Source organism: Amycolatopsis sp. NPDC041971 (assembly GCF_055588925.1).
On record NZ_JBVJCE010000004.1, the window covers coordinates 295,816 to 309,429 of the forward strand.

Below are 13,614 nucleotides of genomic sequence, written 5' to 3' on the forward strand. Positions count from 1 at the left end.
TTTTGTGGGGGGGGGGGATGGGGTGTCTCTCCTTTTTCCCCCCCCCCCCCCCCCCCCCCCCCCCCCCCCCCCCCCCCCCCCCCCCCCCCCCCCCCACCCCGGTGACCCAGGGCGGTGCGGAACTCGTCCGGCGCTTCCAGCCATGGCAGCACAGGATCGGTTCGCCCTCGCCGGTCGCCGAGGTCCACAGCTCACGGCCGTCCTCGGTGATCCACGGGATTATCCGATAGGCGGAGCCGCCGTCGTTGGTTATCTTCCGCGACATGACGACGGACACGCCGCCCCAGCGGACGGCCACCCTCGCCGACGCGCCCGCGATCGCGGCGCTGATGCGAGCCTCGGTGCTGGAGTTGTTCCCCCGGTTCTACGACGAGCGGCAGACGGCGAGCGCGGCCGAGCACGTCGCGCGCCTCGATCCGCGGTTGCTCGAGGACGGCACCTACTTCGTGCACGAGGCGGACGGCGAGATCGTCGCCTGCGGAGGCTGGAGCAGGCGCAACAAGACGCACGCCGGCGCCGGTGAGGCGGCGGACGACGACCGTCCGCTCGATCCGGCCACCGAACCCGCGCGGGTACGTGCCATGTTCGTCCGCCGTGACTGGACCCGGCGCGGGCTCGGGCGCGCGATCCTCGAGTCCTGTCGTCTCGCGGCGAAGGCCGAGGGATTCACCTCGTTGACATTGACGGCGACCCTGCCCGGTGTCCCGCTGTACCTCTCGTTCGGCTTCACCGAGGTCGAACGGGTGACGGTGACGACGCCCGACGGCGTCGACCTCCCGGGCGCCGTGATGGCCAGGGACATCGACGATCCGGATAGCATCGGCAGATGATTCCCGGGGCCACCGCACTCTCGTTCGTCTTGATCTGCCTGCTCGGCGCGATGGCACCGGGTCCGGATTTCCTGGTGGTGACCCGCAGCGCGATCCTCGGCGGGCGCAAGGCGGGGATCGCCGCCGGACTCGGCATCGCGCTCGGCGTCTTCGTCTGGGTGGTCGCGATCGCGCTCGGGGTCGCGGCGATCCTCACCGCGTCGGCGATCGCCTTCACCGTGGTGAAACTGATCGGCGCCGGGTACCTGATCTTCCTCGGCGTCAAGGCGTGGCTGGCCGTGCGCCGCGGCGACTACAGCGAACTCAAGGACAGGGTGGCGCCCGTCGTCGCACCCAAGGAGGCGTTCCGGCAGGGACTGCTCACCAACCTGTTCAACCCGAAGGTCGCGATGTTCTTCCTCGCGCTCATCCCCCAGTTCCTCCCGCATTCGGCCTCGACCGCACAGACCCTGCAGCTGGCGGTGCTGGCCACCACCGTGGCCGTCGTCTGGACCTTCGTGCTGGCGACACTCGTCGGTTCGCTGCGAAGGTTCTTCAGCTCCGGCCGGGTGCGGCGCACGATGGACGCGGTGATGGGCACCTTCCTGGTCGGGCTCGGGATCCGCGTCGCGGTCCAGAACTGACGAAGGCGCCCATCACACGACGTCAGAGGGATTCGACGGCGAGGCGTGTACCTTCGACGCGGGCGGCGATCTTGGCGAACGCGGTGTCCCGCGACGTCGAAGTGTCGTCGGCGAACGGTGAGAACCCGCAGTCGTCACAGGTGCCCAGCCGGTCCGGCGAGATGAACCGCGCCGCCTGGTGAACCCTGTCCCGGACCTCCTCGGCGGTTTCGACGCGCGGGTCGATCGGATCGGTCACGCCGACGAAGATCCGCTGCTCCGGCCGGGAGTGCTCGGCGATCACCTTCAGTGCCCGCTCGGGTTCCGCCTCACTGGCCAGCTGGACGTAGACGTTGCCCACCTTCAGCTGGAACAGCGTCGGGAGCAACCCGGCGTAGTCGACGTCGAGGCTGTGCACGGAGTCCTGGTCTCCACCGGGACAGGTGTGCACACCGATCCTCTTCCGTTCCTCCTCGGAGAAGCGGTCCAGTACGGCGTTGTTCAGGTCCACAAAGGACTGCAACAGCCCGCCGGAAGGGTCGAGCTTCAACGAGAGCCGGCCTTCGGTGAAGTCGATCTGAACGCTGTCGGCACCCGCGTCGAGACTGCGGCGGATATCGGTCTCGGCTTCGTTCACGAGGTCGGCGATGAACTGTTCTTTGTCATATCCGGCCAATTCCTCACCGGGATAGACGAGGCTGATCGCCGAAGCCGCGATCACCGCCTGCTTCACCGGGCTGGTCGTGTGTTTCCTGACTTCGCGCAGATAGGTATCGGCGTAGGTCTGATAGCGGAACGGGCCGGCGGTGAGTCGCGGAAGCTGCCGGGTGTGCCCGTCGGCGAAGGGGATGACGACGCCGTCCGGCGCCAGCGAAGTGAGGCCCGCCAAGGGATACGTCGCGAAGCTCGGCTTGCCCTGCTCGCCGTCGGTGATGACCGGCGAACCGGTCTCCTCCAGTCGCCTGACGGTGTCCAGAAGGGCTTTTTCCCGCAACTCGCCGAACCCGTCGGCGTCGAGCCTTCCGGCCGCGTGCTCACCGAGCGCTTCGATGAGATATACCGGACGGGGAATGCTGCCGATCGGTTCGGTGGGAATGGTCATCGCTCGTGTCCTCCCAGATTGAGCACCGTGGCCGCCATGGCCACCAGCTCAAAAGCTACCGAGACCTCTCCCCTTTGACGATCTTTCGAAGTGCCTAAACCCTAATGGCGCAACAAATTCATCGCGGAAGCCGACACCGCCGAGCCGTATAGATCGTTATACGAGATCCGGTGAAGTTCGACGCTTATCCGGCCCTGCTCCCGGGTATTCCGTGGATGTCGACGGCCGAGGCGCGCCGAAGGAGAAGCCCGATGCTGAGCCATCACGGTCGGCAAGAGCTGGAGAAGATCGAGCGCTGGTTCGAGCTCACCGACCCGGCGTTGGCCGCCCGCCTCCGCTCCGGCAGGCCCGCCCGGCCTCCGCTGCTCCGGATGGCCGTTCTCCTGGGGCTCGACCTCACCGCCGGCCTGCTGATGCTGCTGGGCGTCGTGGTGAACAGCCCGGCCCTGTTGCTGACCGGGATGATCACCGTGACCGCGGCGGTGATCGTGCATTTGTCCCGGTTCGGTCGCGACTGATCGTCTTCCCGCTCGCCGGTAGGGTTCCGGGCGATACGTCCGGTTCACTGGGAGGAAGACGCATGCGGTTCATGATCATCATCAAGGCGGACGAAGATTCCGAGGCCGGGAAGATGCCGCCGATGGAGGCCTTGGCTGCCATGGCGAAGTTCAATCAGGACATGCTCGACGCCGGGGTGCTGGTGGGCGGCGAGGGCCTGCAGGAGAGCTCGAAGGGCGCGCGGGTCACGCTCAACGCGGCCGGGGCCACCGTTACCGACGGTCCGTTCACCGAAGCCAAGGAACTCGTCGGCGGCTACTGGATCGTCGATGTTCCTTCGCGCGCCGAAGCGATCGAGTGGGCGAAGCGCTGTCCCACTCCCCCGCACGGTGACACCGTGCTCGAGATCCGCAAGATCCTGGAAGCGGAGGATTTCGGCGAGAACTTCACGCCGGAGCTGCAGGAGAACGAACAGCGGATGCGTGACGAGATCGCGGAGCGGTCTTAGCACGAGACCTGAGCAGACCCACAGGACGCGGCCTAAGCTCGCTTCATGGCCGTCCGGGAGTGGGTGCGCTGGGTTCTTCACGTCGACCTCGACCAGTTCATCGCGGCGGTCGAGGTCGCCCGGCGGCCTGAGCTGCGTGGCAAACCCGTGGTCGTCGGCGGCACGGGTGATCCGGCCGAGCGGGCCGTGGTGGCGACGGCGTCGTACGAAGCACGGGAGTTCGGGATCCGGTCCGGGATGCCGTTGCGAACCGCCGCGAAACGCTGCCCGGACGCGATCTTCCTGGCGACGGACGCGCCCGTCTACCAAGAAGTGTCCGATCGGGTGATGGCGACGCTCCGGGAATTCCCCGTGGTCGTCGAGGTGTTCGGCTGGGACGAAGCGTTCCTCGGCGCCACCACGGACGATCCCGAAGCACTCGCGGCCGACGTCCGGCGAGTGGTGGCCGAGGAGACCGGGTTGTCCTGCTCGGTCGGTATCGGCGACAACAAGTTGCGCGCCAAACTCGCCACCGGCTTCGCCAAACCGGCCGGGATCTTCCGTCTCGTCCAGGACAATTGGTGGGACGTCATGGCCGAGCGGCCGACGGACGCGCTGTGGGGCATCGGCGCCAAGACCACGAAGAAGCTCGCCGAAGCCGGCTATCGCACCGTGCTGGAACTGGCGGGCGCCGATCCGGCGGACCTCGCCGCCCGGTTCGGCCCGAAGCTCGGCCCGTGGTACCGGCTCCTCGCCGGAGGAATCGGCGACGCCGAGGTCACCGCGACGCCGTACGTCGCGCGATCCCGCAGCCGCGAGACGACGTTCCAGCGGAACCTCACCGACCCCGAGATCATGGCCGCGGAGGTCGTCGCGCTGGCGAAGCGCGTCTCACAGGACGTGGCCGGCGAAGGCAGGCCCGCCGCGCGGATCGCGGTCAAGGTCCGGTTCGCACCGTTCCACACCCATGCACACAGCGTGACCCTGCCCGCACCGACCTCGGATCCCGCCGAGATCGAGAAGGCGGCGCTGGCCGTACTCGGCATGTTCGACCTCGGCAGACCGGTCCGCCTGCTGGGCGTCCGCGCCGAATTCGCCGCGCCCGCGTCACCTTGACAGCGCTCGCGGCGTTTTGCCATTCTGGATTCCGGGCCGAGAGGCGCTGCGACGGAATTCTTCCGCCACGCTCGGCCCGCTGTGACAGACGTAAGGGCGCCTCCCACCGCGGAGGTGCCTTTCTTGCGTCGAAACCCTTTTCCGGTCTTCGTCGTCGAGGCCGCGCGCTGAACTCCCGCACTGACACCGCCCTTCCCGCCACCGGCGATAAGGGCCGCTCCGCCCTGCCTTCCTCGATGAATGGAGAACTTGTGAGCCCCACCCTGTCCGAGGTCAACGGGATCGAATTCGCCGTCGCCGATCTCTCGCTCGCTGAGGCCGGCCGCAAACAGCTGCGCCTCGCCGAAGTCGAGATGCCCGGCTTGATGGCGCTGCGCCGCGAGTACGCCGAGTCGCAGCCACTGAAGGGCGCGCGGGTCGCGGGTTCGCTGCACATGACCGTCCAGACCGCCGTGCTGATCGAGACGCTCGTCGCACTCGGCGCCGAGGTGCGCTGGGTGTCGTGCAACATCTTCTCCACGCAGGACGAGGCGGCCGCGGCCGTCGTCCTCGGCCCGGAGGGCACCGTCGAGAAGCCGTCGGGTTCACCGGTGTTCGCGTGGAAGGGCGAGACGCTCGCCGAGTACTGGTGGTGCACCGACCAGCTCTTCGACTTCGGCGACGGCCGCCTCCCGAACATGATCCTGGACGACGGCGGCGACGCGACCCTGCTGATCCACAAGGGTGTCGAGTTCGAGGCCGCCGGCGCCGTTCCGCAGGCGACCGAGGAGGACCCCGAGGAGTACCACCTCGTACTGGAGACCCTGCGCGAGAGCCTCGGCCGCGACACCAGCCGGTTCACCCGCATCGCCAAGGAGGTCCGCGGGGTCACCGAGGAGACCACCAACGGCGTCAAGCGGCTCTACAAGCTCGCCAAGGAAGGCGAGCTGCTCTTTCCCGCGATGAACGTGAACGACTCGGTGACGAAGTCGAAGTTCGACAACAAGTACGGCATCCGCCACTCGCTCATCGACGGCCTCAACCGCGGCACCGACGTGATGATCGCGGGCAAGGTCGCGGTCGTCTGCGGCTACGGCGACGTCGGCAAGGGCGCGGTGGAATCGCTGCGCGGCCAGGGTGCCCGCGTGGTCGTCACCGAAATCGATCCGATCTGCGCGCTGCAGGCGGCGATGGAGGGCCTCGACGTCGTGGAACTCGACGACGTCGTCGAGCGCGGCGACATCTTCATCACCACCACCGGCAACTTCGACATCATCATGGCCGACCAGATGGCCAGGATGAAGCACAACGCGATCGTCGCGAACGTCGGGCACTTCGACAACGAGATCGACATGGCCGGGCTCGCGAAGATCCCGGGTATCCAGAAGATCGAGATCAAGCCGCAGGTGCACGAGTGGATCTTCCCCGCCGGGGCTCAGGGGGCCGCCCCCCGGGACGGGCAGAGCCCCGCGACGGCCGACCGCGAGGCGCACTCGATCATCGTGCTGTCCGAAGGCAGGCTGATGAATCTCGGGAACGCCACCGGCCACCCGAGCTTCGTGATGTCGAACTCCTTCACCAACCAGACGATCGCGCAGATCGAGCTGTTCACAAAGCAGGGCGAGTACACCACCGACGTCCACGTGCTGCCGAAGCACCTCGACGAGAAGGTGGCCCGTCTGCACCTCGGCGCCCTGGGTGTCCGGCTGACGAAACTGACCAAGCGCCAGGCCGAGTACATTGGCGTGGACGTCGAGGGTCCGTACAAGCTCGACCACTACCGGTACTGAGGTCTGCCACAGCGCGTGAATGTCCGGGGATCCACTAGGCCGAATGCGTGAAAACTTCGGCCGGATGGCCCTGTTTTCGCTGGGTGTGAAGCGGGCATTCCCTAGGTAGCCACGCCCCGGCAGCCCCCAGGCCGGGCGACTACGAAGGAGAAGGTGTTCTCGTGATCATTCTCGGCGTCATCCTGATTGTCGTCGGTGTCATCGCCAGTATCCCGGTTCTGTACTCGATCGGGATCGCGCTCGCGGTCATCGGCATCATCCTGGCCGTTCTCGGGAACACCGGGAAGGCCATCGGCGGTCGCGCCCACTGGTTCTGAGCACCGGACCGAACCGGTACCGAGCCCCCGGTACCGGCGTTGAAACAGACCGGGCACCCGGCGTTCCCCTCACGCCGGGTGCCCGGTCTGTTTCCGTTCCGCGTTCGCCGGGTATCCGCCTCGGACGACGAGAAGGAGGCGGAGTCGATGGCAGGAACGGACCCTCGCCCGTACTTGACGGAGGCGACCTACCCGTGTGGACGCGGCGAACTCCTGCGGGCCGCCGCGGCGGCCGGAGCGGGTGATGACGTCCTCGGTCCGCTGGGAGCCCTTCCCGCGCAGGACTACGCGGACGGAGAAAGGGTCTGGGAGGCGGTGTGCGCCTGTGACGGCGCTTCGATCCACGACACCGCGAAGGAAGCACCGTGAAATGAAGGGGTCCCCCGGCTCCGAGGGGGAGGGAGAGCCGGAGGACCCCCGTCATAGTTAACACATTCCCGGCCACGATGTATACGAACGCTTACACCTTCGAGTGGCAATCGGTCGCGATCACCCGAATCGGGCCGGAGTGGCGTATTGGCCGACGGTCAAGAAGCCCGCAGCAGCAACCGCGCCTCCACCTCGGCGCAGGTGCAGCCCCCGTCGACGTCGAAGCAGTCGATCGTCAGCGTATGCCGGGCGAAATCGAAGTCGACGCAGCCGTCCTCGCCGCATTCGGTGAAACCACCGTCGAGGTGGACCACCAGGATTCCGTGACAGTGGTCGAGTCCGCCGGCGCAGAACGCGCAGTCCATGCTCATGCCGCCTTCCGCGATCGGGTCGAAGATCGCTTCGGAAAAGTTCTCCTCGATTGCCTTACTATCACCGAAGGACGACAGTTCCTGGCATACGACGCGGCGTGTCGCGAGACCCGACGGGGTGACACCCGACACAACTGTCCACACGGGAGGGTCAAGCGCTCTTCGGAGTCCGCTTGGCGGACGCGGGTTTCTTCGCCGCGGTGGTCTTCTTGGCCGTCGAGGGCTTCCTGCTCTTCTTCGCCTCGCTCACACTGGCCTGCAAGGCTTCCATGAGGTCGACGACGTCGGCCTTCGCGCCCACGGCCTTCGGCTTCGTGGTTTCGTTTCCCGCGGCCTTGGCCTCGATCATGGCTTCCAGGGCCTCGCGATAGGAATCGGCGTACTTCTCCTGCTCGAACACCGGCTCCGAGAGCGAGTCGATCAGCGAACCCGCCATCGTCAGCTCCTGCGGCCGCACCTGCGGCGGGTCCTCGTGCAGGAAACCGAAATCCGGGACGCGGACCTCGTCGGGCCACAGCATCGTCGTCATCGTCAGGACGTCGCTGTGGACCCGCAGGATCGCGAGTGTCTCCCGCTGCCGGATGGCGACCTTCGCGACCGCCACGTGGCTCGCCTTCTGCAGCGCGTCACGCAGGACCACGTACGGTTTGACGGCGTTCTTCTGCGGTTCGAGGTAGTAGGTCTTGTCGAACTGGATCGGGTCGATGGACTCCAGTGGCACGAACTCGAGCACGTCGATCGCCCGCGACGACGCCAGCGGCAGTTCGGACATGTCCTCGTCGGTGAGCACGACCATCTCGCCGTCGGGCAGCTCGTAGCCCTTGGCGATCTCGGCGTAGGGCACTTCCGCGCCGTCGATCGTGCAGAACCGCTTGTACTGAATGCGGCCGCCGTCGGACTCGTGCACCTGGCGCAGCGAAACGTTCTTGTTCTCGGTGGCCGCGTAGAGCTGGATCGGGATGCTCACCAACCCGAAGGACACTGAGCCCTTCCACATCGAACGCATCGCGCCGCACCTCCACCGCCGTCACCGACCGTACTCACGCACGGTGACAACGGTAGCCCGAAACGGCGCAACGCGACAGTCCCGCGAACCCGATCGCGGGACTGTCGCGGCTCCGGAATCAGACCTCGGCCAGGTACTTCTCCGCTTTCGCGGGATCGAGGAACCAGTGCTGGAAATCGGTCGGATCGGAGAACCCGTTGGCGAACCGCTTCGCCACGGCGGGCTTCTCCCCCGCCGCGCCGATGATCTGGAGCACGTGCGGGGGCGGCGGCTGCAGCATCGCGTTGGTCCAGGTCGTCACGTGCTGGGCGTACTCCCAGTACTTCTCGAACGACGCGGCCATCCACGCCTCGTCGAACGGTTCGTCCCCGCGATCGAGGATCGAGTCCAGATAGGACGCCGCGCAGTGGCTGGCGTTGTTGGAACCCTGGCCGGTGATCGGATCGTTGGCCACCACGACGTCGGCCATGCCGAGCACCGCGGTCCCCGAGTCCAGCTTGCCGACCGCGTTCCGCACGACCGGCGTGTACCCGCCCGCCAGCGTCGCCTTCGCGTCGGTCAGCACGGCGTTCCTCGAGCGCTCGTACTCCCACGGGAGGAATTGCTTCATCAGCGACAGGATCCGGTCGAGATGCTGCTGCGGCGAGGGCCGGTCGTCCCAGCAGTCGAGCGGGCCGCCGGGGATGCCCTCGAAGAACAGGATGTCGCAGTTTCCGCTCAGCGTGTACGCGGGGATCATGAACAGCTCACCCACGCCGGGGATGATGTTGAACCGCACCGCCGCCGTGTCCGGATGCTCGGGCCGGCGTTCGAGGCCGTGCACATACGCCAGCGAGAGGGCGCGCTGCGGTTCGGTGTAGGGCGAGCGCTTCGGGATCCGGTCGAACAGCTGGACCAGCTCACCCTTGCCCGCCGCGATGACGACCAAGTCGTACAGCTTCGCCAGCGGCGCCAGATCCGAGGTGGTGACGCCGTGGATGACGACCTTGCCGCCGCGGTCCTCCACCAGCTCCAGCCAGGCCGCCATCTTCACCCGCTGGTCCACCGACTGCGCGTAGTGCTCCAACGGCCCGAACCAGTCCAGCACGCGGCTCCGGCCCGAGGCACGCTTTCCCGCCGAGGGCTCATCGGCGGAGTCCGGTCCGGCGATCGAGACGCCGAGCCCCTCGACCTTGACGGTCTCGTCCTCCCACAGATTCAGCTTGTGGTCCCGCTCGTGCTGCAGGGCGGAGTGGAACATGCACTGGGTCGACATCACCTTGCCGGAGCGGATCTCGTCCGGCGTCCGCGCCGACATCACCGTGACGTCGTAATCGTGGGACAGCAGACTCAAAGCCAGTTGCAACCCCGACTGCCCGGCACCGACGATCAGAACCTTGCGCATCCTCGACGTTCCTCCCAGAACCGTTCAGCTGAGTGAGGCGAATTCGCGGCCGGGCCCCGAGACCACCGCGAGGGACAGCGTGTGGGAAACCAGTTCCCGCAACGTCGCGACCGCGGACTTCGGGTCGCGGGCGTCGCAGGTGACCAGCGGGATGTCCGGGGACAGCGCCAGCGCGTCCCGGACCTCCTCGAGGTCGTGCACCGGCATGCCCTCGAACTGGTTGACCGCGACGATGAACGGCAGCTCGGAGTCGTTCTCGAAGTAGTTGATCGCGGCGAACGACTGGTCGATCCGGCTGGTGTCGACCAGCACGACGGCGCCGAGCGCACCGCGCGAGAGGTCGTCCCAGAGGAACCAGAACCGGGCCTGGCCGGGGGTGCCGAACAGGTACAGGAGCAGATCTTCACGCAGGGTGATCCGGCCGAAGTCCATCGCGACCGTGGTGGTGGATTTGGTTCCGGGTGGCACGAGCTCGTCGACCCCGGCACCGGCCTCGGTCATCCATGCCTCGTTGCTCAGTGGCGGGACCTCGGAGACGGAGCCGACGAACGTCGTCTTGCCCACGCCGAAGCCACCGGCGACCACGATCTTGGCGGAGATCGCCAGCAGATCTGTATTCGATTCGGAACCCGCGACCGCGTTCGTGTCGCCAGGGCGCTCTATCACGACCTACTCACGCCCTTCCTGAATGGCGCCCTGCCACCCCGAAAGCGGGGCCTGCCGGCCGGGCGGGTTCGAACTGGGTACTCCTGCGGTCGACGACCCGAAGGCTCCACCGCTCCGCCTGTGTCAGACCGGGAGGCGCTTGAGTCCATCGAGGATCCTCTCGAGCACGTTCGTATCGTGGTTGTAGGCGTGGGCCGTCGGGTGCACGAAGACGGCGCCCTGGGTGGCGAGGTCGCCGATGAGCACCCGGACCACGCCCAGTGGCAGATCCAGTCCCACGGAAAGCTCGGCGATCGACGAGCGGTCGCGGGCGCGCTCGTACAGCGACCGCGACTCCGGCATCAGCGCCTCGGCCAGCGACGGGTCGTAACGCGGGACCGAGATCAGGGTCTCCACGAGCAACAGCTGGCTGCTCTTGGTTCGGCCGCCGGTCAGCGCGTACGGCCGGATTCTGCGGCTGCGCATCTTGACGGGCCGGTCCGGAGATTGGTCGGTGGACACGGTCATCCCTTCCTTCTCCGGATTCTCAGGCCTGCGGCCGTCGGGCGGTCAGGACCTGCCGGAGTCCCGCTCGCACCTCTGGGGTGAGGGCGTGACCGGCGTTGGTGATGAACTGGGTCATCTCGTAGGCGACGACCTTCATGTCGCAGTCCGGCTCGGTGAGCACCGCGAGCCCGGCCTCGGAGCCGATCCCCATGAACAGGAAGTACCCGCGGGTGAGCCGGATGATGATCTGCTCGCAGTTGCCCTTGCCGAACAGCGCGGCGCTGTTGCCCGCGAGGCTGAGCAGTCCGCTCGCGATGGCGGCGAGCTGCTCGGCGTCGTCGCTGGACACCGATTCCGACGCGGTCAAAGGGAAACCGTCGACGGACATGATCAGCGCGTGACTGGCGCCGTGCACCTTGCGCACGAAGTCGTCGAGCAGCCACGTGAAATCCGTGGTCGCGTCCTGGGCGGTCACTGGGTGTTTCCTCCGGTCTCACGCTCGTGCCGGTCGTCGAGAGCGGCACGCTCACCGTCGCTGAAGGCGTCGAGGTCGGCCAGCAGCGCCTCGTGCCCGTCCGCCGTGTCGGCGGGCAGGATGGTCGGCGGGGCCGGTTCGTCGGGCAAAGTCCTGATACTGCGGGAAACCCGGCGCGGAAGTCCGCTGGCCGTGGTGCCGCCGTCGGCGGGCGGCTCGAAGGCCGTGCGCGGACGCGGGCTGGGCTTCCGTTGTTCCGGTTCCGTCGCGGGGGCGGGTCGGCGCCTCGGCAGCCCGGACGGCGGCGCGGCCGGGGTGCCCACGGACGTTCCATTGGTGATCCTGGCCTGCGGCAGCACGACGGTCTGCGATCCGGACCACTGCTTCTCTGCCAGTTCCGAGACCACCGGGACCGGCAGCAGCACGGTCGCGACCGTGCCGTGCGGGGTACGGCGATCGAGTTTGACGGTGATCTCGTGCCGGTCGGCGAGCCTGCCGACGACGGCGAGTCCCATATGCCGCACGGAGTCGTCGTCGAGCACCGGGCCCGCGGCCAACCGCTCGTTCAGCACCGCGAGGCGTTCGGGCGGCATGCCGATGCCCTCGTCCTCGATGCGGATCAGCACACTCCCCTGTTCGGTGAGGTGCGCGCTGACGCTGACCGGCGAACTCGGCGACGACTGGTTCGCCGCGTTGTCGAACAGTTCCGCGAGGATCCGGCTGACGTCTTCGGCGGCGAAGCCGACGACACCGAGCGAAACGACACGACCGATCGTGATCCGCGAGTAGTGGTCGATGGACGACATCGCGGCCCGCATCACGTCGAGCACGGAAGAGATCCCGACGGTCGTGTCATCGGCGTCCCGGCCGGCGAGCACGCGCAGGTTCTCGGCGTTGCGCCGCAACCGGGTCGCGAGGTGGTCGAGCCGGTAGAGCTCGGCGAGACGGTCGGAGTTCTCCTCCCCCGCCTCCATCGTCTCCAGCTGGGCGAGCAGCTGGTCGAGCAGATTGAGGTCGCGCAGCGCGACATTGGAGCAGACGCCGGCGAGCGCACCGGCGTCCGGCGCGTCCACGGCGGGCCGCTGTTCCACCGCCGGTTCGGCAGGCGGAGCCGACGGAGCGTGCCGGGGCGGTGCGGCGAGGAACTGCGCCGCGGCGACCCTGGAACGGTCCAGAAGAACCCGTGAGCGGTCAAGCAAGCCTCGAGCCCGCGTCACCATGTGCTTCCACTTCTCTCTCTTCGCATACCCGGACCCGTGTCGCACTCCCCAGCACAACGACGGCCATGCAAGCAGAAGTCACTATCCGTGTCCACAGTCGGTTCCCGTGCAAGCGCTGGCAGTGACCTGGTCACGAACGCATTACGGCTGGTGAGCGCGGTGCGCTAGGCCATTCGGCTGCATCTTGCGTGTTTCACGCCACGGGAATGCCCGAAAAGTGCGGACTGCGCAGAAATTTGCGCGACACGCAACTTTTGCCTATTCTTGAGCCGTGACCCTCGACCCGACCGCTCCTCTGGGGCTGCGCGAACGCAAGAAACGTGCCGCCCGTCGCGCCATGAGCGAGGCGGCACTCAAGCTCGCCATGGAGAAGGGTGTCGAACAGGTCCGCGTCGAGGACATCGCCACCGCCGTCGGGGTCTCGCCTCGCACGTTCAACAACTACTTCTCCAGCAAGGAGGAGGCGATCTGCTCGTTCATCGTCGAACGGCAGGAACTCCTGCGGGAGGCGCTGCGCGAGCGGCCTGCGGAAGAGACACTGTGGGAGGCGGTCGGTACCGCGACGCTGGAAGCGTACGGCAGCCTGGGAGAACCGAATCGCGGCTCGGTCGAGCTGGCGCGGTCACTGCTCTTGCACCCGTCGGTGCAGGGCGAGTTCCTCAAAGCGCACGCGAAGGTCGAGCAGGTACTGGCGGACGCCATCCTGGAACGCGCGGGCGCGGGCGCGGAAAACGCGTTGAACGCGCGGCTCATGGCGGCGATCGTGGAGTCCGCGGTGAAGACGGCGTTCTTCAGCTGGTTGATCGACGAGGGCGCCAGGCCGTTCCTGGAGACGCTCGACGTCCTCCTGTGCGAGGCATCGGCGGGCATCCCCTCGCTCACCGCCTCGAACCCGAAGCAGAAGTGACACCCTACC

General features: G+C 67.4%; 17 protein-coding genes. 9 read left to right on the plus strand and 8 right to left on the minus strand.

Translation table 11 applies throughout. The features are described 5' to 3' along the window. Positions 1-263 precede the first annotated feature (263 nt). Together ACZ6DT_RS12225 and ACZ6DT_RS12230 are read left to right on the plus strand one after the other, a co-directional pair. Positions 264-830, plus strand: coding sequence for a GNAT family N-acetyltransferase (locus ACZ6DT_RS12225; protein ID WP_465592688.1), 567 nt, complete (start codon positions 264-266; stop codon positions 828-830). Further along, complete coding sequence (locus ACZ6DT_RS12230) at positions 827-1,453, plus strand: LysE family translocator (protein ID WP_465592691.1); 627 nt, start codon at positions 827-829, stop codon at positions 1,451-1,453. Before ACZ6DT_RS12225 ends, ACZ6DT_RS12230 begins: the two co-directional genes overlap by 4 nt. A gap of 22 nt (positions 1,454-1,475) precedes the next feature. Here the strand turns inward: ACZ6DT_RS12230 and ACZ6DT_RS12235 are convergent, their stop codons facing one another. Next, positions 1,476-2,534: a cobalamin-independent methionine synthase II family protein gene (locus ACZ6DT_RS12235; RefSeq protein ID WP_465592695.1), complete on the minus strand. Its 1,059-nt coding sequence runs from the start codon at positions 2,532-2,534 to the stop codon at positions 1,476-1,478. A 251-nt stretch (positions 2,535-2,785) separates the two neighbouring features. Between ACZ6DT_RS12235 and ACZ6DT_RS12240 the strand changes: the two genes are divergently transcribed. The 6 genes from ACZ6DT_RS12240 (at position 2,786) to ACZ6DT_RS12265 (ending at position 7,090) form a co-directional block, all read left to right on the plus strand. Further along, a complete protein-coding gene (locus tag ACZ6DT_RS12240) occupies positions 2,786-3,052 on the plus strand; it encodes a DUF3040 domain-containing protein (protein WP_465592698.1) in 267 nt (88 codons plus the stop codon). Positions 3,053-3,114: 62 nt separating this feature from the next. Continuing rightward, the gene (locus tag ACZ6DT_RS12245; RefSeq protein WP_465592701.1) at positions 3,115-3,540 is read left to right on the plus strand and encodes a YciI family protein; all 426 of its coding nucleotides are present in this window, start codon (positions 3,115-3,117) and stop codon (positions 3,538-3,540) included. Between the two features lie 45 nt (positions 3,541-3,585). Further along, a complete protein-coding gene (locus ACZ6DT_RS12250) occupies positions 3,586-4,635 on the plus strand; it encodes a DNA polymerase IV (protein WP_465592704.1) in 1,050 nt (349 codons plus the stop codon). A 236-nt stretch (positions 4,636-4,871) separates the two neighbouring features. After that, positions 4,872-6,404, plus strand: a complete 1,533-nt coding sequence (locus ACZ6DT_RS12255) for an adenosylhomocysteinase (protein WP_465592707.1) — start codon at positions 4,872-4,874, stop codon at positions 6,402-6,404. A 161-nt stretch (positions 6,405-6,565) separates the two neighbouring features. Beyond that, positions 6,566-6,721 carry a DUF6131 family protein gene (locus tag ACZ6DT_RS12260; RefSeq protein WP_276371281.1) on the plus strand — a complete coding sequence of 52 codons (156 nt, stop codon included), beginning with the start codon at positions 6,566-6,568 and terminating at the stop codon, positions 6,719-6,721. A 147-nt stretch (positions 6,722-6,868) separates the two neighbouring features. Beyond that, positions 6,869-7,090: a DUF2795 domain-containing protein gene (locus tag ACZ6DT_RS12265; protein ID WP_465592710.1), complete on the plus strand. Its 222-nt coding sequence runs from the start codon at positions 6,869-6,871 to the stop codon at positions 7,088-7,090. A 158-nt stretch (positions 7,091-7,248) separates the two neighbouring features. Here the strand turns inward: ACZ6DT_RS12265 and ACZ6DT_RS12270 are convergent, their stop codons facing one another. The 7 genes from ACZ6DT_RS12270 to ACZ6DT_RS12300 all read right to left on the minus strand — a co-directional run bounded on the left by ACZ6DT_RS12270 (position 7,249) and on the right by ACZ6DT_RS12300 (position 12,698). Beyond that, a complete protein-coding gene (locus tag ACZ6DT_RS12270) occupies positions 7,249-7,593 on the minus strand; it encodes a hypothetical protein (RefSeq protein WP_465592713.1) in 345 nt (114 codons plus the stop codon). A 19-nt stretch (positions 7,594-7,612) separates the two neighbouring features. Continuing rightward, entirely contained in the window at positions 7,613-8,467 is an 855-nt protein-coding gene (gene ku, locus ACZ6DT_RS12275; protein WP_465592716.1) for a non-homologous end joining protein Ku, read from the minus strand. 118 nt (positions 8,468-8,585) lie between these two features. After that, positions 8,586-9,851, minus strand: coding sequence for a styrene monooxygenase/indole monooxygenase family protein (locus tag ACZ6DT_RS12280; protein ID WP_465592718.1), 1,266 nt, complete (start codon positions 9,849-9,851; stop codon positions 8,586-8,588). A gap of 24 nt (positions 9,852-9,875) precedes the next feature. Continuing rightward, the gene (locus ACZ6DT_RS12285; protein WP_465592721.1) at positions 9,876-10,517 is read right to left on the minus strand and encodes a GTP-binding protein; all 642 of its coding nucleotides are present in this window, start codon (positions 10,515-10,517) and stop codon (positions 9,876-9,878) included. Between the two features lie 123 nt (positions 10,518-10,640). Continuing rightward, the gene (locus ACZ6DT_RS12290) at positions 10,641-11,024 is read right to left on the minus strand and encodes a DUF742 domain-containing protein (protein WP_465592724.1); all 384 of its coding nucleotides are present in this window, start codon (positions 11,022-11,024) and stop codon (positions 10,641-10,643) included. Positions 11,025-11,043: 19 nt separating this feature from the next. Beyond that, on the minus strand, positions 11,044-11,478 hold the full coding sequence (locus ACZ6DT_RS12295; protein ID WP_181777271.1) for a roadblock/LC7 domain-containing protein: 435 nt from the start codon (positions 11,476-11,478) through the stop codon (positions 11,044-11,046). After that, a complete protein-coding gene (locus ACZ6DT_RS12300) occupies positions 11,475-12,698 on the minus strand; it encodes a sensor histidine kinase (protein WP_465592727.1) in 1,224 nt (407 codons plus the stop codon). Before ACZ6DT_RS12300 ends, ACZ6DT_RS12295 begins: the two co-directional genes overlap by 4 nt. 271 nt (positions 12,699-12,969) lie before the next feature. On the opposite strand from ACZ6DT_RS12300, the gene ACZ6DT_RS12305 reads away from it, so the two are divergent. After that, complete coding sequence (locus tag ACZ6DT_RS12305) at positions 12,970-13,605, plus strand: TetR/AcrR family transcriptional regulator (protein ID WP_465592730.1); 636 nt, start codon at positions 12,970-12,972, stop codon at positions 13,603-13,605. The last annotated feature ends 9 nt before the right edge of the window (positions 13,606-13,614 follow it).